The organism is Leucobacter sp. 7(1) (assembly GCF_900163635.1).
GTDB lineage: Bacteria > Actinomycetota > Actinomycetes > Actinomycetales > Microbacteriaceae > Leucobacter.
On the sequence record NZ_FUID01000068.1, the window covers coordinates 1 to 19,165 of the forward strand.

Annotated in this window: 18 protein-coding genes and 1 riboswitch; of the genes, 13 read left to right on the forward strand and 5 right to left on the reverse strand. The window is 66.2% G+C overall.

Features of this window, described 5'->3' with window-relative positions; translation table 11 throughout:
• Positions 1-344: 344 nt before the first annotated feature.
• Genes FM113_RS13060 through FM113_RS13075 form a run of 4 tightly spaced genes read left to right on the forward strand, consistent with a single transcriptional unit; the run spans position 345 to position 4,054 of the window.
• Positions 345-998 carry a histidine phosphatase family protein gene (locus FM113_RS13060; protein WP_176387227.1) on the forward strand — a complete coding sequence of 218 codons (654 nt, stop codon included), beginning with the start codon at positions 345-347 and terminating at the stop codon, positions 996-998.
• Positions 995-1,657, forward strand: coding sequence for a TlpA disulfide reductase family protein (locus FM113_RS13065; protein WP_087015260.1), 663 nt, complete (start codon positions 995-997; stop codon positions 1,655-1,657). The genes FM113_RS13060 and FM113_RS13065 overlap by 4 nt, the downstream gene beginning before the upstream one ends.
• On the forward strand, positions 1,654-2,397 hold the full coding sequence (locus tag FM113_RS13070; protein ID WP_087015261.1) for a cytochrome c biogenesis CcdA family protein: 744 nt from the start codon (positions 1,654-1,656) through the stop codon (positions 2,395-2,397). Before FM113_RS13065 ends, FM113_RS13070 begins: the two co-directional genes overlap by 4 nt.
• The gene (locus FM113_RS13075; protein WP_087015262.1) at positions 2,381-4,054 is read left to right on the forward strand and encodes a cytochrome c biogenesis protein ResB; all 1,674 of its coding nucleotides are present in this window, start codon (positions 2,381-2,383) and stop codon (positions 4,052-4,054) included. The genes FM113_RS13070 and FM113_RS13075 overlap by 17 nt, the downstream gene beginning before the upstream one ends.
• Before the next feature lie 81 nt (positions 4,055-4,135).
• Here the strand turns inward: FM113_RS13075 and purU are convergent, their stop codons facing one another.
• Complete coding sequence (gene purU / locus FM113_RS13080; protein WP_087015263.1) at positions 4,136-5,020, reverse strand: formyltetrahydrofolate deformylase; 885 nt, start codon at positions 5,018-5,020, stop codon at positions 4,136-4,138.
• 65 nt (positions 5,021-5,085) lie between these two features.
• On the opposite strand from purU, the gene FM113_RS13085 reads away from it, so the two are divergent.
• From FM113_RS13085 to FM113_RS13095, 3 genes are all read left to right on the forward strand, one after another.
• Positions 5,086-5,715, forward strand: a complete 630-nt coding sequence (locus tag FM113_RS13085) for a hypothetical protein (protein ID WP_140393366.1) — start codon at positions 5,086-5,088, stop codon at positions 5,713-5,715.
• Between the two features lie 56 nt (positions 5,716-5,771).
• Positions 5,772-5,856: riboswitch (ZMP/ZTP riboswitch) on the forward strand.
• A 45-nt stretch (positions 5,857-5,901) separates the two neighbouring features.
• A complete protein-coding gene (gene glyA / locus FM113_RS13090; protein WP_087015265.1) occupies positions 5,902-7,185 on the forward strand; it encodes a serine hydroxymethyltransferase in 1,284 nt (427 codons plus the stop codon).
• 5 nt (positions 7,186-7,190) lie between these two features.
• Positions 7,191-8,081 (forward strand): bifunctional methylenetetrahydrofolate dehydrogenase/methenyltetrahydrofolate cyclohydrolase, encoded by an 891-nt coding sequence (locus FM113_RS13095; RefSeq protein WP_087015266.1) that lies wholly within the window; start codon positions 7,191-7,193, stop codon positions 8,079-8,081.
• A 96-nt stretch (positions 8,082-8,177) separates the two neighbouring features.
• On the opposite strand, the gene FM113_RS13100 is transcribed toward FM113_RS13095, so the two are convergent.
• Complete coding sequence (locus FM113_RS13100) at positions 8,178-8,855, reverse strand: PepSY domain-containing protein (protein WP_087015267.1); 678 nt, start codon at positions 8,853-8,855, stop codon at positions 8,178-8,180.
• Between the two features lie 151 nt (positions 8,856-9,006).
• Between FM113_RS13100 and FM113_RS13105 the strand changes: the two genes are divergently transcribed.
• Complete coding sequence (locus FM113_RS13105) at positions 9,007-9,753, forward strand: VTT domain-containing protein (RefSeq protein WP_087015268.1); 747 nt, start codon at positions 9,007-9,009, stop codon at positions 9,751-9,753.
• Here the strand turns inward: FM113_RS13105 and FM113_RS13110 are convergent.
• A complete protein-coding gene (locus FM113_RS13110) occupies positions 9,750-11,594 on the reverse strand; it encodes a glycerophosphodiester phosphodiesterase family protein (RefSeq protein WP_087015269.1) in 1,845 nt (614 codons plus the stop codon). The two genes, FM113_RS13105 and FM113_RS13110, sit on opposite strands and share 4 nt — an antisense overlap.
• A gap of 163 nt (positions 11,595-11,757) precedes the next feature.
• On the opposite strand from FM113_RS13110, the gene FM113_RS13115 reads away from it, so the two are divergent.
• Entirely contained in the window at positions 11,758-13,761 is a 2,004-nt protein-coding gene (locus tag FM113_RS13115) for a TPM domain-containing protein (protein ID WP_087015270.1), read from the forward strand.
• Between the two features lie 112 nt (positions 13,762-13,873).
• Positions 13,874-14,587, forward strand: coding sequence for a PspA/IM30 family protein (locus FM113_RS13120; protein ID WP_087015271.1), 714 nt, complete (start codon positions 13,874-13,876; stop codon positions 14,585-14,587).
• Positions 14,588-14,669: 82 nt separating this feature from the next.
• Here FM113_RS13120 and FM113_RS13125 read toward each other — a convergent pair whose 3' ends face one another.
• Entirely contained in the window at positions 14,670-15,590 is a 921-nt protein-coding gene (locus FM113_RS13125; protein WP_087015272.1) for an oxygenase MpaB family protein, read from the reverse strand.
• Between the two features lie 166 nt (positions 15,591-15,756).
• On the opposite strand from FM113_RS13125, the gene FM113_RS13130 reads away from it, so the two are divergent.
• From FM113_RS13130 to FM113_RS13140, 3 genes are all read left to right on the forward strand, one after another.
• Positions 15,757-16,191, forward strand: a complete 435-nt coding sequence (locus FM113_RS13130; protein WP_140393367.1) for a hypothetical protein — start codon at positions 15,757-15,759, stop codon at positions 16,189-16,191.
• Positions 16,192-16,320: 129 nt separating this feature from the next.
• Positions 16,321-17,247, forward strand: coding sequence for a c-type cytochrome biogenesis protein CcsB (gene ccsB / locus FM113_RS13135; RefSeq protein WP_087015296.1), 927 nt, complete (start codon positions 16,321-16,323; stop codon positions 17,245-17,247).
• A gap of 5 nt (positions 17,248-17,252) precedes the next feature.
• Positions 17,253-17,771, forward strand: a complete 519-nt coding sequence (locus tag FM113_RS13140) for a VanZ family protein (RefSeq protein ID WP_176387229.1) — start codon at positions 17,253-17,255, stop codon at positions 17,769-17,771.
• On the opposite strand, the gene FM113_RS13145 is transcribed toward FM113_RS13140, so the two are convergent.
• Positions 17,722-18,810 carry an LCP family protein gene (locus FM113_RS13145; RefSeq protein ID WP_087015275.1) on the reverse strand — a complete coding sequence of 363 codons (1,089 nt, stop codon included), beginning with the start codon at positions 18,808-18,810 and terminating at the stop codon, positions 17,722-17,724. The two genes, FM113_RS13140 and FM113_RS13145, sit on opposite strands and share 50 nt — an antisense overlap.
• Positions 18,811-19,165: the final 355 nt, after the last annotated feature.

Here is a 19,165-nt window from a genome sequence, read left to right on the forward strand (position 1 = left end):
CCCCCAAGTCCCAAGGCTTCGGGGCCTGGGTCAGCCCCGGAACACACTCTGGAATCCACTCCGAAATCCACCCCGGAACACATCTTGGAATCCACCCCGGAACCCACTCCGGCCACACTCCGGCCACACCCCGGGCGAGGCTGCGTGCGCACACGTTCACCAAACCCGTCCACCAGCGCGTCGGAGATTCACGACTCTGCAGGAGATTTCGGCCCGGATCCGGCACCCGGGACGAGAATCTCCTGCGAAAAGCGGCGCGAACTCGCGCCGCGCGGGAGGCACCAGGCCGCTCGGATACCGGGGAGGGGTGTGCTCCCGGGTTTCCCAGATACAGCGCACCTAGAATGGACCCCGTGAGCGACAAATTGCTGCATTTGGTACGCCACGGCGAGGTATATAACCCCGATCTGGTGCTGTACGGCCGGATCCCGGGTTTCCGCCTCTCCGAGCGCGGGCACCGCATGGCTGAGGCCGCAGCCCTCGAACTGGCCGGAAGCGACCGGAAGGTCGCACGTCTGTACGCGTCCCCGCTGGAGCGTGCCCAACAATCGGCACGGCCGATCGCAAGCGCACTGTCGCTCGAGATCGCTACCGAGGATCGGATCATCGAGCCGACGAACTACTTCGAGGGCATGGTGAACTCTGGCCCCGATGCCGCGTTCAAGCAACCCAAGTACTGGCACAAGTTCTGGAACCCGTTCCGCCCCAGCTGGGGCGAGCCCTACCGTTCCGTCGCTGCGCGCGTGCGCAGCGCGATGGACAGCGCCTGGGAAGAGACGCGCGGGGGCGACATCGTCATGGTGTCGCACCAGTCGCCGATCTGGATGGCGCACCTCGACATTGCTGGCAAGCCGCTGTTCCACAACCCCGCGTCCCGCCGCTGCGAGCTCTCGAGCATCACGAGCTTTGAGAAGCGCGGCGAGCGCTGGTTCGAGGTCGACTACCGCACCCCCGCTTCCGGGCTGCTCGACGACGCCGTAGACGTGGGAGCTGTATGACTCCCCGACGCATCGGCACCGCCGTCGCCCTCGGCCTCGCCGCGGCGCTGACGCTCTCGGCGTGCAGCGGTGGCGGCCAGGACCTCTCCAAGCAGTGGGAGGAATCAAACGAGAAGGGGTACATCTCCGGCGATGGCACCTCCGCGAGCTTCCCGGTGAGCGAGCGCACCGATCCTGTGCAGTTTTCCGGTGAGGTTGAAGATGGCTCCACGCTGAGCTCGGACGACATCCTGGGCAAGGTCACCGTGGTGAACTTCTGGTACGCGGGGTGCGCTCCGTGTCGGGCGGAAGCGCCGGATCTTGAAGCGGCCTATGAGGAGTTCGCCGGTGACAACGTCGCCTTCCTCGGGATCAACACGCGGGATCAAGTAGCGCAGGCGCAGCAGTTCGCTCAGGAGTTCGGCATCGAGTACCCCTCGATCATGGATGTCGCTGGCGGCCGCTCCGTGCAGCGTGCATTTGCGGGCCAGGTCCCACTGAACGCCGTGCCCACCACGCTCGTGCTCGACACCGAGGGCCGCGTAGCGCACCGCGTGCTCGGCCAGCTCGCCGGTGCCTCGCAGCTCCCCACGCTGATCCGGGAGACGCTCGCCGAAACCGGCATTGAGGTGCCCAGGGAGACGAGCACGCCGGACAGCGCGAGCGAGTCCGCGGAATGAACGTCTTCGATGTGGTCGCTGACGGGCAACTCCTTGTTGCCTCGTTGATCGCAATCGCCGCGGGCCTGATTTCCTTCCTCTCTCCGTGCGTGCTTCCGCTTGTGCCGGGCTATCTCGCGTACGCGAGTGCGAGCGCGGGCGCTGCGCCCGGGCAGGCACCCGAGCGACGACGGATGGTGTGGGGGGCCACCCTGTTTGTGGCCGGGTTCAGCGTGGTGCTCGTCACCTTCCTGGCAGCGGCCGGGACCGTCGGAGTCTGGCTGCTCGAATGGGAAAACCTGATCACGCGCCTGATGGGTGTGTTTGTCATGGCGATGGGCTTTGTCTTCATCGGCCTGTTCTCGAAGATGCAGACAACCAAGAAGCTCGCGGTGAAACCAAAGCTCGGCTTGGCTGGAGCCCCGGTGCTCGGGGCCGTGTTCGCGGTGGGCTGGACCCCGTGCATGGGGCCGACGCTGACGGTGATCATGGGTTTGAGCCTGCAACAGGGCTCGGTATCCCGCTCGATCATCCTTGCCATCGCTTACTGCGTGGGCCTCGGCCTACCGTTTGTGCTTGCGGCGTTCGGCTTCGGGTGGATGACGCAGACAATGGACTTCTTCAAGCGGCACATTCGTGCCGTGAACCTGATCGGCGGCGGACTGCTGATCCTCATCGGTCTCCTCATGGTGACCGGGCTCTGGAGCATGATGATGTACGCACTGCAGGCGGTGATTGGCGGATATGTCACGCCCCTCTGATTACGACGACGGTACTGGCGGCGGCGGATCGCGCCCGTCTCCGGGTGACAGCGGCGACTTCGGGCTGAAAGGCTGGGGCCGCTGGTTCTGGCGACAGCTCACCAGCATGCGGGTCGCACTCATCCTGCTGCTCCTGCTTGCGGTTGCTGCGATCCCCGGCTCGCTCGTGCCGCAGCGCTCCGCTGATCCGAACGGTGTGCTGCAGTATCAGCAGGACCATCCCGAGCTCTTTAAGATCCTCGATGCCTTCCCGATCCAGGCGTTCGACGTGTACGGCTCCGTGTGGTTCTCCGCGATCTGCCTGTTGCTGTTTATCTCGCTCATCGGGTGCGTGCTGCCCCGTATCGTGCACCACTGGAAGGCCTGGCGGGGCACCCCGCCAAAGACGCCGGCGCTATTGAAGCGCATGGCAGGCTTCTCGGAGATCCGGGTCTCCAACCCAGAAGCGACGCCCGAGCAGCGCGAGGCCTTTGCCCTGCGCGCTGTGGAGGCCGCGCGTGACATGCTGAAGAAGCAGCGCTACCGGGTCGAGATCCAGCGCGCCAAGCGCCGCGGTACCGAGGAGATCTCGGTATCCGCCGAGCGCGGCTACCTCCGCGAGACAGGCAACCTGCTGTTCCACATTTCGCTGCTCGGTGTGCTCGTGAGCGTGGGCATCGGCGGCGTCTTCACCTTCAATGGGCAGAAGGTGCTCATTGAAGGCGAAACGATGGTGAACCAGCTCATCGACTACGACACGGTGAACTCCGGCAGCGCCTTCGACACGTCGAGCCTCGTCCCCTTCGGGATTCGCCTGAACTCGCTCGAGGTCAGCTATATGACCCCCGAGGACGGCAACGTTTCGGCACTGGGCAACGTCAAGGACTACACCGCGAACATGACGCTGATCGACCCGGAGGGTGAAGCCGAGGGGGAGCACATCATCCGCGTGAACCATCCGTTGCGTGTCTACGGCTCCCCGGTCTACCTCATCGCTAACGGCTACGCCCCGCGCATCACCATCAAGAACCATGATGGCGAGGTCGTCTACAGCGAGGCCATGCCGTTTATCCCGCAGGACAACCTGACGATGACCTCCCTCGGCGTGCTGAAGGTGCCCTTTGGCATGACCGATGCCGACGGTGAGCCGACCCAGGTGGGCATGCGCGGCTTCTTCTACCCCACGAAGGCCGAACTCGAAACGGGTGCCTACACCTCGAACTACCCCGACCTTGAGAACCCGCTGCTGACGCTTGACGTGTTCACCGGGGACCTGGGCATCGATGATGGGGTGCCGCAGTCCGTGTATGCGCTCGACACCACGAAGATGGAGCAGATTACCGGTCGCGCCGTCGACAAGGAATCACTCGAGATCGCGCCAGGGGATACCGTGGACCTGCCGAACGGGATGGGCACGCTCACCCTTGACGAGGTGCCTCGCTACGCCGCGTTTGACGTGATGCGGAACCCCGCGCAGGAGTGGATCCTCGTCTTCGCGCTCGCCGCGCTGGGTGGCCTGATGTGGTCGCTGTTCGTGCCGCGCCGCCGCATGTGGGTCAAGGCGATTCCGACCGAGGACGGCGTCCTGCTGCAGTACGCAGGGCTTGCCCGCGGCGACGATCCGGCGCTCGAAAAAGCCGTCGACGAGTTGCGAGAGGCTCACCGCGAGCAGCTGTAGTCGTCCCTCACATACGCGATCCCCCGTCTCCCACACAGTGTGTGGGAGACGGGGGATCGCGTATTTCGCGCCTGGTCCCGGCTACCGGAAGATGATCGTGCGGTCGCCGTCGACAAGCACCCGGTTCTCCGCGAACCAGTTCACCGCGCGGCGCAGTACGCGCGCCTCTTCGTCCTGGCCGAGCTGCACGAGCTCACGCGGCGAGTAGGAGTGATCCACGCGGGCGACATCCTGCTCGATGATCGGCCCCTCGTCGAGGTCCGTCGTCACGAAATGCGCGGTCGCGCCGATGAGCTTCACACCGCGCTGATGCGCCTGCTTGTAGGGATTCGCGCCCTTGAAGCCGGGCAGGAACGAGTGATGGATGTTGATGGCGCGGCCCTCGAGCGCTGCGCACAGTTCCGGGGACAGGATCTGCATGTAGCGGGCCAGCACCACGAGTTCGATGTTGTGCTCTTCCACGGCCTCGAGCACGCGGGCTTCGAACGCCGCACGGTCGGCCGGGTTGGCAATTGCGCGGTGCTCGAACGGGACGCTGTAGAACTCAGCAATATCGCGCACGGTCTCGTGGTTCGAGAGGATCAGCGGCACCTCGATGGGAAGCTGGCCGCCCCGCTGACGGTAGAGCAGGTCGTTCACGCAGTGCGTTGCGGTCGATGCGAGAACGAGCGTGCGCACGGGGCGACCCACTCGGTCCAGCCGCCAGGTCATGTTGTAGCGCTGAGTGACCGGGGACACCGCCGACTCGAAGCGCTCCTCGAAGGTTTCGGGCTGGGCCACGGCCTCGACCTGCAGTCGCATGAAGAAGCGACCGGTGTCCGCGGAGGCGAACTGCTGGCTCTCCGCGATATTGCCACCGGCGGCAACAACCGCGCCGCTGATCGCGTGCACGATACCCGGTCCGTCGATGCAAGAAAGGGTGAGCACCCACTGGGTGTCGGGCTGGTCAGCGGCGATCGTGTTCATCCGACTCATTGTATTCCACACAGCCAATGCCCCGCCCGCGAGGCGTGGGGAGTAGCTTGGGGGAGATGAACGCAGCCCCGCACACCCGAGGTCATGCCCCAGCGAGCACGCTGGAGCAAGTGATCTGGCAGCTGTGGGTATGGCTCGCGTGGCTCGTTCCGGTGTCCGCCCTTGTGTTGCGGTTTCTCACGCCGCAGGCGGGCTGGGAAACGCTGATACTGGCGGTGGCCGTGCCGGTGTGGGTGCCGATTGTTGCCGTGCTGATCATGGTTCCGCGCTGGATCTGGCGATCCCGTGCGGGACGCGAGGTGGAGCCGCCCGCGCTCGTCACCGCGGCTGGTGTAGCCCACTGGGGTGGGTTGCTCATGATCTCATTCGCGATGCGCGGGACCGGAGACACGAGCTCCAATTCCTCGATCCTGCTCGACACGGTTCCGGCCCTCGGCGAAGGCGGGGAGACGCTGGTACTTATTGCGGCAACCCTGCTTAGCGGGGCCGCGCTTCTCACCGCGATCGCGGCGGCGAAGTTCATGCGCGTGGACCGAGCGCGCGGCCCGCGCGGCTGGGTGTCGGTGACCGTTGCCCTGCTCCTGCCGTGGTTGCTTGTCGCGGGGGCGGTGCTTGTGCCGGATCAGGTACTCCCGGAAAGCAGTTGGGCGGCGGATCGGGCCACAGCCGGACTTGCCAGACTCTAACGGGGCACCGAGGCAGCCCTGAACCGCAGGTGCAATTTCTGTTCACGCTGGTATGCTGTGAGCGTCGTGACTGGCGTACAGATGGTTCACCATCGGGGAACGACAACTCTTCATGGATGGCCGCTCGCCTGGGTCGATATCCGCAGGTCCCTCCGCGCGTGCGGAACAATGTTTGAGGAGTGAGAGATGTCCACCCAGTCAGCTTTCTTTAACGAGCCGCTCTCGGTAGTCGATCCCGAGATCGCCGAGGTCCTGCAGCAGGAGCTCGGTCGTCAGCGCAGCACCCTCGAGATGATCGCGAGCGAGAACTTCGTTCCCCGCGCCATCCTCGAATCGCAGGGTTCGGTGCTCACCAACAAGTACGCCGAGGGCTACCCCGGCCGCCGCTACTACGGTGGCTGCGAGTTCGTCGACGTCGCCGAGAACCTCGCGCGTGATCGTGCGAAGGCCCTGTTCGGTGCCGAGTACGCAAACGTGCAGCCCCACTCGGGCGCACAGGCGAACGCCGCCGTGCTCTCCGCGATCGCCGAGCCCGGCGACACGATCCTCGGCCTGGAGCTTGCACACGGCGGGCACCTCACCCACGGCATGAAGCTCAATTTCTCGGGCAAGCTCTACAACGTCCAGTCCTACGGTGTGGATCCGGAAACGTTCCTCGTCGACATGGACGTGGTCCGCGCGAAGGCACTCGAGCACAAGCCCAAGGTCATCATCGCCGGCTGGTCGGCGTACCCGCGCACGCTTGATTTCGCGGCGTTCCGCGCGATCGCCGACGAGGTCGGCGCCACCCTGTGGGTGGACATGGCGCACTTCGCGGGCCTCGTCGCCGCGGGCCTGTACCCGAACCCGGTGCCGCACGCGCACGTCGTGTCCTCGACTGTGCACAAGACCATTGGTGGCCCGCGCTCCGGCTTCATTCTCACGAACGACCTTGAGCTGTACAAGAAGCTCAACTCGAACGTGTTCCCGGGGCAGCAGGGCGGCCCGCTGATGCACGTCATCGCGGCGAAGGCGACCGCGTTCAAGCTCGCCGCGACCGAGGAGTTCGCGGACCGCCAGGTGCGCACCCTCTCGGGCGCGAAGCTGCTCGCCGAGGCGCTCACCACCGAGGCCTCGAAGGCCGCCGGCGTCGACGTGCTCACGGGCGGCACGGACGTGCACCTCGTGCTCGCCGATCTGCGCCACTCGAAGCTCGACGGCCAGCAGGCGGAGGACGTGCTGCATGAGGTTGGGATCACGGTCAACCGCAACTCGGTGCCGTTCGACCCGCGCCCGCCGATGGTCACGAGCGGCCTCCGCATCGGTACTCCGGCGCTCGCGACTCGCGGCTTCGGTGACGCCGAGTTCGCTGAGGTTTCGGACATCATCGCGTTGGCCCTGCGCCAGGAGGGCGACATCGAGGAACTGCGTGCTCGCGTCACGAAGCTTGCCGACGCGTTCCCGCTGTACCCCGGCCTCGAGCAGTGGTAAGTCCGGTGCCTGAAGCGACTGCGCAGCGGCTCGACGGCACCCGTGCCGCGGCCGAGATCAAGCAGGAGCTGACGGAGCGCGTCGCGGCCCTCGCGGCCCGCGGCGTGGTTCCCGGTCTCGCGACCGTGCTCGTCGGTGCAGACCCCGGATCGCAGTGGTACGTCGCGGGCAAGCACCGCGACTGCGCTGAGGTGGGGATCGCATCGATCAAGCGCGAACTGCCGGAGTCGGTCACGCAGGAAGAGCTTGAGGCGGTGCTTCGCGAGTTGAACGCGGACTCGAGTTGCACGGGCTACATCGTGCAGCTGCCGCTGCCGAAGCACATCGACACGGATCGCATCCTCGAGTGCATCGACCCGGCCAAGGACGCGGACGGTCTGCACCCGACCAACCTCGGCCGCCTCGTGCTCAACGCGAACACCGAGATCACCTCGCCGCTGCCGTGCACGCCGCGCGGGGTCATCGAGCTCGTGGAGCGCAACGGCCTCTCGTGGGCCGGGAAGCACGTTGTGGTTGTGGGGCGCGGGATCACTGTCGGTCGCCCGATCGGCCCGCTGCTGACGCGCCGCGAGTTCAACGCGACGGTCACGCTGACCCACACGGGTACCCAGGATCTCGGTGCCGAGCTGCGTCGCGCCGACGTGATCGTCGCCGCGGCTGGCGTCGAGGGGATCGTGCGCGCAGAGGATGTGAAGCCGGGCGCGATCGTGCTCGACGTTGGCGTTTCCCGCAAGACGGACCCCGAGACGGGCAAGTCCCGGGTCGTTGGCGACGTTGATCCCGCGGTCGCGGCGGTGGCCGGCTGGGTCTCGCCGAACCCGGGTGGTGTGGGTCCCATGACCCGCGCGCTGTTGCTCAAGAACGTCGTGGAGATGGCGGAGCGGGCCAGCGCGTAACGCGGTCCAAACAGAAGTGCCCCGTGCCTCGCAGGAATTCCTGCGAGGCACGGGGTACTTCTGCACTACCGGGGCGTTTCTGCACGCTGCGCCGGATCAGTCCGCTTCGCGCCGCAGCACCTCGCCGGTCTGCGCGTCGATCGTCAGCTCGGTCTCCGCCCAGGTTTCGGTGTCCACGAGGTTCGCCTCCCAGACAAGCACACCTCGATCTTCGTCGAGGGCGAGTTCCGTGAGGCGCGGGCTGGGCGAGGTTTCGCCTGAGATCCGCGCCGCCTCGGCGATCCCAATCGCCACCTGCGCCTGCTCCTCGGAGTCCAGCTGCACTTCACGGGAACTGAGCACCTCAAGGGTGTCCGCCGCGAGGTCCGCTTCAAAGCCGCGTGTGGGGTGTGTGTTCCCCTCACCCGGGTCGCGGCTCGTGACCTCCCAGATCCACTGTCCGCGCTCGTAGTCCAGGTCGATCGAGACGATCGTGCCCCGCACTCCCTGGGACTCCGAGGCGAAACCCTCAAGCCAGTCGGAAGGCCACCTCACCGAAGTGGGGATGCCGGCTGCCGGGAAGTCAGAGTCGCCGTGGGGGTGCATCTTCGGCCCCGGGGAATGAGTCCCCCCGTGGGTCCCTGCGGGACCTCGGCCGCCGGATCCCGACCCGGAGTCTGCCTTGGGCGGCACGTTCACGGTGACGCACCCGCTGAGTGTGAGCGCTCCGGCCGCGATGAGCGCGGCCCAGGCGAATCGCCGTGTGTGCGTGCGGTGTGCGGGTGATGCGATCATGCTGTGCCCCCTCCGAGCGTGCCCATCGGTACGTCTTCAGGATACGCCCGGCGGCTCGGCCAGGACGTTTCCAGGGGGCCGGGGCATAATATGTCCGGGGCTGCGCACCGCGTTCCCCGCGCATCCCGAGACGAGAGCAGAGCCGAATCACGTGACTTCGACGCTAGCAGCCCTGACCGCGACGACAATTCCGGCACTGTTCGGCATTGAATGGTTGGATCCCGAAACCCTGCTGCAGGCGGGTGGCTGGGCTGCACTTGTGCTGGCTTGTGCGTTTGTGTTCCTCGAGACCGGCGTACTTGTCCTCGCGTTTCTCCCGGGAGACTCACTGCTGTTCACGGTGGGGCTATTCTCCGCGACAGGCATCATCGACGTCCCGATCTGGATCACCTGTCTGCTGCTGTTCGTTTTCGCATTCGCGGGTGACCAGATGGGGTTCATGATCGGCCGCAAGCTCGGCCCGGCGATCTTTAGCCGGAAGAAGAGCCGACTGTTCAACCCGGAAAACGTGGCGCGCACGCACGAGTTCTTCGAGAAGCACGGCCCCAAGGCGATCATCATCGCCCGTTTCCTCCCGATTTTCCGCGCGTTTGTGCCCGCTGCGGCCGGCGTGGGCAACATGCGCTACCGCCAGTTCATCGTCTACAACGCTGTTGGCGCGCTGCTCTGGGGCGTGGGCGTCACGCTGCTCGGATACTTCCTGGGTCAGATCCCGTTTGTGCGCGAGTACAGCGAGGTCTTCATCATCGTGCTCGTGCTGATCCCGGGCATCCCGATCCTGATCGAGCTGAGTCGCGCCTTTGTCTCGTGGCGCCGCAAGCGTCGCGCGGCGGAGGCCGGAGTCACTGCCACCACCGATGCAGAGGCGTCCGCCGAGGCTCCGCGCGACGCGTCCTAGCCGATCCTGACGAAACGCGTCAGCGCGTCGACGAGTACCTCGGCTATGCCGCTCTCGTCCTGAATCTCCGCACGCGCCGCCACGACAAGGTCGGGGTTGTCCGTGATGATCCCGTCGGATCCCCGGCGGAGGTGCTCGCGGAAGCCATCCTCGTCGTTCACGGTCCACGTCATGAAGCCGAGCCCGGCCGACCGGGCCGCATCCTGCATGGCCACGGTGGCGGTCCACTCCTCGACGACGATGAAGTCGGCGATTGTGTCCGGGATCCCGCCGCCGGCGAACGCCATTGTGTAGCCCACGGTGAGGTCTGGCCGGAGCTGCTTGAGCCGGTCCACGCTGGCGGCGTCGAGGGAATGATAGATGTTCTCGTCGAGGGCGTCGAGCTCTTCCAGCTCAGCGACGAGCCGCTCGACGTGGTCGGGGGTGTCGCCGCCGCCGAGCTTGATCTCGATGAGCAGCGGCATGCCAATGCGTTGCGCGTGGCGCACGTAGTCGGCAAAGGTGGGGATTGTGTCCTCGTGCCCCGCAAGGTCACGAACGGTGATCTGCGTAAGCTCGTCAAGTGTGAGATCCTTCACCGCGTCGGGCCGGCCCGCCAGCCGATCGAGCTTCGCGTCATGCATCGCCACGAATTCCCCGTCTTGCGTCTGCATCACGTCCATTTCGACGAGATCGGCACCGGCAGTGTCAGCGGCGTCGAGTCCGCTGAGGGTGTTCTCCACGCCTCCACCCGAGAAGCCGCGGTGCGCGAGCACGAGCGTGTCCGGAGCCGCGGCCAGCCGGTGCAGGGTGCCCCAGCCCGCAACGCTGCACCCCGCAGCGACCACGATGGCGAGTGTGGCGGCGAGGACTGCGGGGCGACGGCTTTGCGGTGCGGGGTGTGATGCTGGCGTGAGGTTCCGCGCTGCGGGGTGCGGCAGGAGATCCATCGATGCGGGGAGGCGCGTGCTGCTGCGCCGGAGGCGGGTGATGAGGACTCCCGCAACCGCCGCGGTGACGCCGCCGCTGAGCAGCATTCCACAGGTCTGTGCGATCCCGAGCGAGACGGCCGCGATCCCGGGGGCCGCTCCGGGAGCCCATGCGTCCGCGGCCGCCGTGGGGAGCAGCGACACTAGGGCGAGCGCTGCTCCCAGCACGGATCCGAGCGCGGTGATGACGACCGTCGCGAGTACCACGGGAGCCCAGGTGCGTGGCCCGCGGGTGAGTCGCCAGCTTGTGCGGAGCGGGCGTCGGCCGGAACTCAGCACAAACAGCGGGATCGTGAGCGCGAAACGCACATTGAGCCAGGCGAGCACCAGGAGAAATACTGCGAAGCCGATTGCGCTCGCGGGCGACTTCATGAGTTCCCCGGAGATGAAGGATGGAATCGCGATCCCCCGAGTGAGCGCGGAGGTGAATCCAAAACCGCTCAGCGGGAGGAGTACAAACAGGTAACCGAGCAGAGGGAGCGAACTCGGTCGGAGCAGGGCGCGGGCGATGCGGCCCAGTTCGGCAAGGAACTGCCGTCCCGTAAGCGCGGGCCAACGCAGCAGCACCACGAGCGCCGCGAACTGCAGCACGAGCAACCAGAATGCGGCGGTCACTATCACGACTATGAGGACGAGCGTGAGCGGAAGGCCGGGCCCCTGGATCGGCCGCCCCAGGTCGAGTCCAGACATGCCCCCGGCGCGCAGCGCCTCGCGGAACAGCCAGCTCACTACGGGGAGTGCAAGCACCAGAATTGCGCTTTGCGTCAGGATGAGCAGCCCTACCAGGCGAGATCCGCCTGCGCGTAGCTGCGCCCACGCTCCCCGGAGCAGAATTCCGGTCTCTGACCAGACACTCGCCTGGCTCCGTCGCATGGGGGTCCTTCCCTCAGTGGGTGTCCATCGGTTCCGCGGCATCCGCGGCCCGGATCTAGCCTAGGGGGCGCGCAGTTGCCACTGGTGCCGCCGAGCGGTTGCCTCATAGAATGTGCCTAAGAACCAGGCGGTGCACGTCGGTACCGCAGTAGGGGGAGCCGGGATGAAGCGGGTCGCAACGATAGTCGGTCTTGCGGTGTGTGCGGCGCTCGCCTCACTACTGCCAACGGCGGCCCTTGCCGTTGTGCCGACGCCCGCGACGGCACCGCCGTCGCTCAGCGGTTCCTACGTCGTGGATGCGACCTCTGACGCGGTGCTGGGCTCCGATGTCAGCAAGCTTGAGGCCTCGGTCCGCGGCTTCGCGGCCGAGCACGGCGTGCAGCTCTTTGTTGTGTACGTGGACGAGTTCACCTCGCCGGAGAATCCGGAGGCCTGGGGTGCAGCGACCGCGCAAAAGAACTTCCTCGGGGACGATGCGGTGCTGCTCAGTATCGCGGTGGAGGATCGACTCTTTGATCTCAACGCCGCTACGGCGCTGATCTCGGACGCCCAGTACGACAAGCTCGTGAAGGACTACGTGCGCCCCGCGCTCAAGGAGAGCAACTGGACGGGCGTGATCGGGCAGACCCTCACCGGGATCGAGAAGACCGTGCTGAACCCGGAGTCAAATGGCACGGGGATCGCAATCGCCGTGGTCGGCGGCGTCGTTGTCGTGGGTGGGGTCGCGGCGGGGGTCCTTGTAGCGCGCAAGAAGAAACGTGAGCGCGCCGCTGAGGACGGCGAGGTTGTGTTGAGCCTCGAAGAGCTCGAGACCCAGGCCAGCGGACTGTTGGTGCGCGTCGATGACGACCTGCGCAGCAGTGAACAGGAACTTGGATTTGCACAGGCGCAGTTCGGGGCGGAGGCCGCGGGCCCGTTCGAGACAGCGATCGGTGCCGCAAAAGCGCAGCTGCAGGCGGCATTTGAACTGCGGCAGAAGCTCGACGACAGCATTCCCGACACTGACGAGCAGCGCCGGGCTTGGCACGAAGAGATCATTGCCCGGTGCTCCGGGGCCAAAGAATCGCTCGATGCGCACACAGAGTCGTTCTCGCGACTGCGTGAGGTTGAACAGCGTGCCCCCGAGGTCATGCAGCAGCTGCGGGCGGCAGCGCCGGGGGTGGAGGATCGCCTGGCCGCAGGGCGACAGACTCTTGCGCGCCTCACCGAGGTGTATGCGGAAACGATCACGGGGCCGCTGCAGGCCAATCTCGACGAGGCCAAGATACGACTGAGTTTCGTCGCCGACTGCTTCGCGTCGGCTGAGCAGGAGCTTGCTGCGGGGCAGCGCGCCGCAGCCGCGGTGTCGCTGCGTGCTGCCGAGGCCGCACTGGACCAAGCGGGTACACTCGCGGACTCACCGAACACGATGGCGGCGGAACTGGCTGAGAGCGTGAAGCAGCTCGAGCTGGGGACCGCGGACCTCCGGGCGGATCTGCAGACCGCGGCGCAGCTCATCGGTGCGGCCCCGGCGGGGGAACGTGCAGCGTTGGAAGCCGCGGCCCATGAGGTGAACGCGGTGCTGGCTCAGGGGGCGCAAGGCGACCCTGTCCGGGCCCTGTCCGCGGTGGCGGCTGCCAATGTGCAGATCGACGCCGCGATCGGTGCGGCCCGCGAATCTGTGGAGCGCACTCGCCGGGCGGAGGCCGCCCGGGACGAGGCGCTCGTGCCGGCGCGCGCAGAGGTGCTCGCGGTAGAACAATTCATCGAGACGCGGCGCGGGGCGATCGGCGCGGAAGCGCGCACTCGCCTCGCGGAGGCGCAGCGACAACTCCAGCTTGCCGAGCACTACGCGCCGACAGATCCCACGCGCTCATACCAGGCCGCACAGCAAGCTACACGCTACGCACGGGCCGCCTACCAGCTTGCGGGATCGGATGTGTCCGGCTGGGGCGGTGGCGGATCCGGCGGTTACGGTGGCGGGTCCGGTTCGAACGGCAGCTTCGGTGGTGCAGTCCTCGGCGGAATCCTGGGCGGGCTGCTCAGCGGCGGTGGCGGTTCCGGTTCCGGCGGTGGCGGCGGATGGAGCGGTTCCAGTGGCGGATTCCGTGGTGGGTGGAACGGCGGCGGCTCGATGGGCGGCGGCTCCGGTGGTGGCGGGCGGCGCGGTGGTGGCGGCCGTTTCTAGGGTGACCCGGCCGCCTGCACACGCCGGGTAACACAGACTTCGCCCGCCCACCGGGGCCGGCGAACAACTCTCCTCCGAGCTGGTTCGGTGGAACGAAGGAAAGGAAGCCGACATGGCAAAGCAGTCCATCCTTGGCCGGATTACACAGCTCGCCAAGGCCAATATCAACGCGCTGCTCGACTCCGCGGAAGACCCGGAGAAGATGCTGAACCAGATGGAGCGTGACTATAAGAACAGCATCGCGGACGCGGAGAGCTCGGTTGCCCAGACCATTGGCAACCTGCGACTCATGGAGGCGGATCTCGACGAGGACCGCAAGGCGATCACCGAGTGGGGAAGTAAGGCGGCGGCCGCGTCCGCGCAGGCCGAGACGCTGCGTTCCTCGGGCGACGCCGCGGGGGCGGACCGCTTCGACAACCTTGCTCGGGTGGCGCTGTCCAAGCAGATCTCCTTCGAGAAAGAGGTCGCGACCGCGGAGCCGAGCGTCACTGCCCAACAGCAGGTCGTCGATCAGCTGAAGACCGGCCTGCAGACAATGCGAGAGAAGCTCGTGCAGCTGCAGGCAAAGCGCGACGAGCTTGTCTCCCGCGGTAAGGTCGCTGACGCGCAGTCGCAGGTTCAGGATGCCGTGAAGAACCTCGACGTGCTCGATCCGACGAGCGAACTGGGTCGCTTCGAGGAAAAGGTCAAGCGGCAGGAAGCGATGGTGCGCGGCCAGGCGGAGCTCGCCGCGTCCACGCTCGACGCGCAGTTCAACGAACTCGACGATCTCGGGTCGCTGAGCGAGGTCGACCAGCGCTTGCAGGCGCTGAAGCAGGGCAACTAGCTCTCGACAGAGGGTCGGGACGGGCAGTGCGCCCGTCCCGACCCTTCGTTGTTGTGTCGCGCGCATCTGCGCGCCCGGCGGTTCAGGCGCGGGTGCGCACCTTGCGGTAGGGGTGCGTCTCGACACGCGTGGTGACCTCGGTGATGAGGTCCTCGGAGGTTTTCCCCGCGCGGGCTGAGGCGATGAGGCGACGGGTCACCCGGGCAGCGGCGCGCAGGTTCATGGGGCGGCCCTCGATCCCGAAGAGCAGGAGCGCCCAGTCTGGCAACAGTGACAAGATCCCGTCTTGAATGTTGACGCCAGCCCACACCTTGATCGGGTTGCCGGAGATCACGGGTTTGCGCATGGTGCGCGTCATTTCGGCGGCGGGGATCGTGAGCGCCATCCAGTGCTTGTTGTCGTCGATGTAGCGATCCAGCGCCACGCGTGTGCTCGGGAGGAACTCGTCGCCAGAGATGCCGACGATCTTCGCGGCCTCGTGCTGCTCAGTGACAAAACGATCCTGCTCAGCAACGGTGAGGGTGGGGCCGAAGGCGTCGGCTGCGCGGAGCACGCCGTAGACGATGCAGTTGTGGGTCCAGGCGAGCCACTCTTGCGTGTCCGCGCGGAGTTCCTCGCCCGTCCGAGGATCCGTCCACACGCTCGCTGCGTGCAGGCGCTGCACGGCCGCCCCTGCCGCGTCGGCGTGGGCGCGATCACCGAAGATCGTGGTGTCGACGTACTGCCCGGTGCGCTCTCCCCGTCCCTCGACGTCGGTGGCGTAGTTACTGGTGCCGTCGAACACACGCATCATCATCGGGTTCAGTGACTGCAGCAGCAGTGCGGCGACGCCGCCGAGCTTTGACGAGGGGTCAGAGTAGAGCCGCCAGCTCACGCTGCCTGGGCCGAAGTAGCCGTGGTCGGCTGCGTCTGCTGCTGGCTTGCCGGTACTGCCGTGTGCGACGGGGCAGCCGCCCGTGCGCTCGGTGTCGCGTTGGGCCGCCCCTGGTTCGCTGATGCTCATGTCTCTCCCCCGTTCCGGGTGGGCGAGTGGCGCCGTAGCCCGGGTGACAAATATTGGATAACGTCCACTTTTATTCTAGGGGTGTTTCGCGTCGATCGCGTGCGATCTTCGCGGCTCTGCAAAACCCGGGGTGGTGTGCGAGGCACGCCGGTGAGAGACTGGCCCCATGCGGAATATGGGGTGGGGAACATCGGTGCTTGCGATTGCGCTGATTGCGGGCCTCTCAGGCTGTGGCACCTTGAATCACGGACGAGCCGATTCCGAGGGAGCTACGCGGGCGAGTGAAGAGCAGGCGCTGATCGGCGGAGACGTCATTGCGCCAGTCACCGTTCCCGCGAGCGAACTCTCCGGCAAGACTGTCGATCTCGTGGTAGGCCAGGTGTTGCGGATCGATACCGCGAATCTCGACGTGGCAAGTTATCGGGCGGCGATCGCTGATCCCGATATCGCCGTGTTTGCGCAGGGGTATCGCGACGACGGGGCAGAGTTCACTCCCGGGATCGCCGCAACCAACGTGGGGACCACCGAGGTCACCCTGACGCATGAGCAAGGCGGGCTGGAACCGATCCGGTTTGCAGTTGCCGTAACGCCGCGCGGCTAGCAGACCCGCACCGGCGCGCGTGCCCGCGCGAGCGGGGATTTCTCAGGCAGTACGCGGTGAAGGCGGCTACTCTGAGAAACTGTGCTGAGTGAGCTGGAAACCTTCTCGACGATCGCGCTGTATTCGGCAATGATCGTGTACGCGATCGCGTTCGTGTTCTACGCCGTTGACCTGGCAAACAGGAGCGGCGACGCGGCTGCCGAATCGCGCAAGGCCACGGCCGGTGCCGCTGCGGCAGGCGGCGGAGTCGCCACTCTCACGCGTACCGCGACCACGCCGATTTCGGAAAAGGAACGCCGTTCCCGGTCGCTTCGTGTGGGCTTCTCGCTGACGGTGCTCGGCTTTATCCTGCACCTCGCGGCGACGGTGCTGCGCGGGATCGGGGCGGAGCGTGTGCCGTGGGCCAACATGTATGAGTTCGCGCTCACCGCGACCTGCTCGATCATGCTGATCTTCTTGCTCGTTCAGTTCTTCGTTGACCTCCGGTTCCTCGGCACCCTGGTGACCGGAATGGCGGTGCTGTTCCTCGGCGTGACGAAGGTGAACTTCTACGTCCCGATTGTGCCGCTGCAGCCCGCACTCGACTCCTACTGGCTCGTGATCCACATCCTGGTTGCGGTGCTTGCCGTCGGCTTCCTCACGCTGTCCTTCGGCCTATCCGTGCTGCAGTTGCTGCAGACCCGACGCGAAGGCAAGATCGCGGTGGGTGAGCCGGGCGGGATGCGCTTCCTCACGAGCATCCCGAACGCGGTGCGCCTTGAGGACCTGTCCTACCGGCTCGCGATCATCGGCTTTGTGTTCTGGACCTTCACGCTCATCGCCGGATCGATCTGGGCGGAAGCCGCCTGGAGCCGGTACTGGGGCTGGGACACGAAGGAGGTCTGGACCTTTGTGATCTGGGTGCTCTACGCCGGCTTCATTCACGCTCGTGCGACCCGCGGCTGGCGCGGCACGCGCTCCGCGTGGCTGTCGATCATCGCCTACGCTGCCGTGATCTTCAACTTCGCGATCGTCAACGTGTTCTTCAAGGGCCTGCACGCTTACTCGGGCCTGTAGGCCGCTTGCCCGCTGACAACGTGTCGCCGCTGATCGCCCCGCCGTCACGGCGGGGTCTGCGCCTCACGCTCATCCTGTGCGGGGTGGCACTTGTTGGCGTGGTGCTGGCAGTAACGCTGTGGCCGACGCCCGTGGATCAGGGAAGCCGCAGACTGATCGCGGAGTTCATCGCGCTGCTGCATCGGGCGGGCGTGCCCGAGTGGTTCGGGTACAGCCAGCTTGAGGTGCTGGCGAACGTATTGATGTTCGTGCCGCTTGGCGTCCTTGGCGGATTGCTGGTGCGGCCGCGCCGGCTGTGGTGGGTGTTCCTCGCGTTGCCCGTGTTATCCGTGTGCGTGGAGCTGACTCAGTTCTGGCTTCTGCCCGCCCGCTTTGCGACCCTCTCCGACGTGATCGCGAACACGACGGGCGGCTGGATCGGCCTCGCCGCCGCCCTGGCGTTACGCCGGGCGGTGGCGAGGCGACGTCGCAGCGTTACTGGGGAAGCTCCGAGCCCGGCGCTCGAGTCGCCGCATACTCGTTGAGCGTGCCGCCCTGGAACGCAGCCGTGACGTCGGCGAGCGCGCTTGGATCCGGCACCACGATCGACTGCCCGTCAGCGGAGGTTCCCGTGCCGAGGGTGGGGCTCGTGAAGAACTGGATGTCGCTGGAACGAATCGAGCGCAGGTCGAAGCCCAGTGACACTGCGTTCTGCAGGTCCAGGTCGTTGTCGAGCACGAGGTAGGGCTTCAGTGCCTGGAACGTGCTGGTGAGCTTGCCGGGATCCGTCATCGTGTCCTTGCTCAGGAGGCCCTGCATGAGTCCCTTGAGGTAGGCCTGCTGGTTCCGCGCCCGCTGGTAGTCCCCGTCGGCGAAGGCGTAGCGCTCGCGCACGAACCCGAGGGCCTCCTCGCCAGTGAGCGTGATCTTGCCGGGCGCGAAGGCGTGTCCGCCATGCGTTGACGTGAACGGCTGCGTGTTGTTGACGGTGACGCCCCCGAGTGCATCCGTTAGTTTCGTGAAGGAGGAGAAATCGACGAGCGCAACGTGGTCGATCCGTGCGCCGATGAAGTTCTCAACGGTGTTGACCGCGAGCGGCATGCCGCCAAGTGCCACGGCTGCGTTGATCTTGGCTTCGCCGTGATCCTGGATCGGGACCCAGTTGTCACGCATGATCGACATCACCGTCAGGTTCTTCCGATCCGGCGAGACCTGCGCCACGAGGATCGCGTCGCTGCGGAACCCTGTGGCTTCTTCGACTGATGCGGTCGGGTCACTGGTGTCTCGCGAGTCGGACCCCAGGAGGAGAATGTTGATCGGGGCCTTGGCTCCGGGCTTCACCGTGACCGCCTCTGGTCGCGTGAGCGTGGGATCCTGCGCGATGGAGACGCGGTTGATGTCATTGAACGAGTTCGCCAGCACCGCGTAGGCGACGCCCGCCGCGATGGCGAGCAGCACGACCAACGATCCCAGCACAATGAGTGTGTTGCGCAGCCCCTTCCGCTTCTTTCGGATCGCGGGTGCGGCAGGTGCCGCATCGGCCTCGGCGATCAGGCGCTCGAGGTGTGAGGGGGTCTCGGCCATTGGGTGCTGTTCTCCGTAGTTCTCTGGCCTCTGGCAATTTCCGGCCATAGACACATGAACTTCAATGCTAACTGACGTGTTCCTGCGGGGCTCCCAGCGCGGGCCGGTGATTGTCCAGCTTGCGTTGAGGCGACGGTCACGCTCTGTACATGTCGGCATGGGTGAATGTGAGGGTGAAGTTCTTCTCTCGCCGTTCCCCGATCCGGGCCGAGGCGCGCGCATTCCTGACACTCGACTGTCGCAGCAGCGTGCACGAGGGGTGTGAGTTCTGCGCCTGCGGGTGCCACGGCTAGCTGCCCCAGGCTACGGGATTCCTAACTGTCCGCTATGCTCTTTCGGGGGGAATAGCGCACCT

Coding starts and splice junctions, on each gene's coding strand:
- FM113_RS13060 (WP_176387227.1), top strand. CDS start 345: ATGGACCCCGTGAGCGACAAATTGCTGCATTTGGTACGCCACGGCGAG.
- FM113_RS13065 (WP_087015260.1), top strand. CDS start 995: ATGACTCCCCGACGCATCGGCACCGCCGTCGCCCTCGGCCTCGCCGCG.
- FM113_RS13070 (WP_087015261.1), top strand. CDS start 1,654: ATGAACGTCTTCGATGTGGTCGCTGACGGGCAACTCCTTGTTGCCTCG.
- FM113_RS13075 (WP_087015262.1), top strand. CDS start 2,381: ATGTCACGCCCCTCTGATTACGACGACGGTACTGGCGGCGGCGGATCG.
- purU (WP_087015263.1), bottom strand. CDS start 5,020: ATGAACACGATCGCCGCTGACCAGCCCGACACCCAGTGGGTGCTCACC.
- FM113_RS13085 (WP_140393366.1), top strand. CDS start 5,086: ATGAACGCAGCCCCGCACACCCGAGGTCATGCCCCAGCGAGCACGCTG.
- glyA (WP_087015265.1), top strand. CDS start 5,902: ATGTCCACCCAGTCAGCTTTCTTTAACGAGCCGCTCTCGGTAGTCGAT.
- FM113_RS13100 (WP_087015267.1), bottom strand. CDS start 8,855: ATGATCGCATCACCCGCACACCGCACGCACACACGGCGATTCGCCTGG.
- FM113_RS13110 (WP_087015269.1), bottom strand. CDS start 11,594: ATGCGACGGAGCCAGGCGAGTGTCTGGTCAGAGACCGGAATTCTGCTC.
- FM113_RS13115 (WP_087015270.1), top strand. CDS start 11,758: ATGAAGCGGGTCGCAACGATAGTCGGTCTTGCGGTGTGTGCGGCGCTC.
- FM113_RS13120 (WP_087015271.1), top strand. CDS start 13,874: ATGGCAAAGCAGTCCATCCTTGGCCGGATTACACAGCTCGCCAAGGCC.
- FM113_RS13125 (WP_087015272.1), bottom strand. CDS start 15,590: ATGAGCATCAGCGAACCAGGGGCGGCCCAACGCGACACCGAGCGCACG.
- FM113_RS13130 (WP_140393367.1), top strand. CDS start 15,757: ATGCGGAATATGGGGTGGGGAACATCGGTGCTTGCGATTGCGCTGATT.
- ccsB (WP_087015296.1), top strand. CDS start 16,321: ATGATCGTGTACGCGATCGCGTTCGTGTTCTACGCCGTTGACCTGGCA.
- FM113_RS13145 (WP_087015275.1), bottom strand. CDS start 18,810: ATGGCCGAGACCCCCTCACACCTCGAGCGCCTGATCGCCGAGGCCGAT.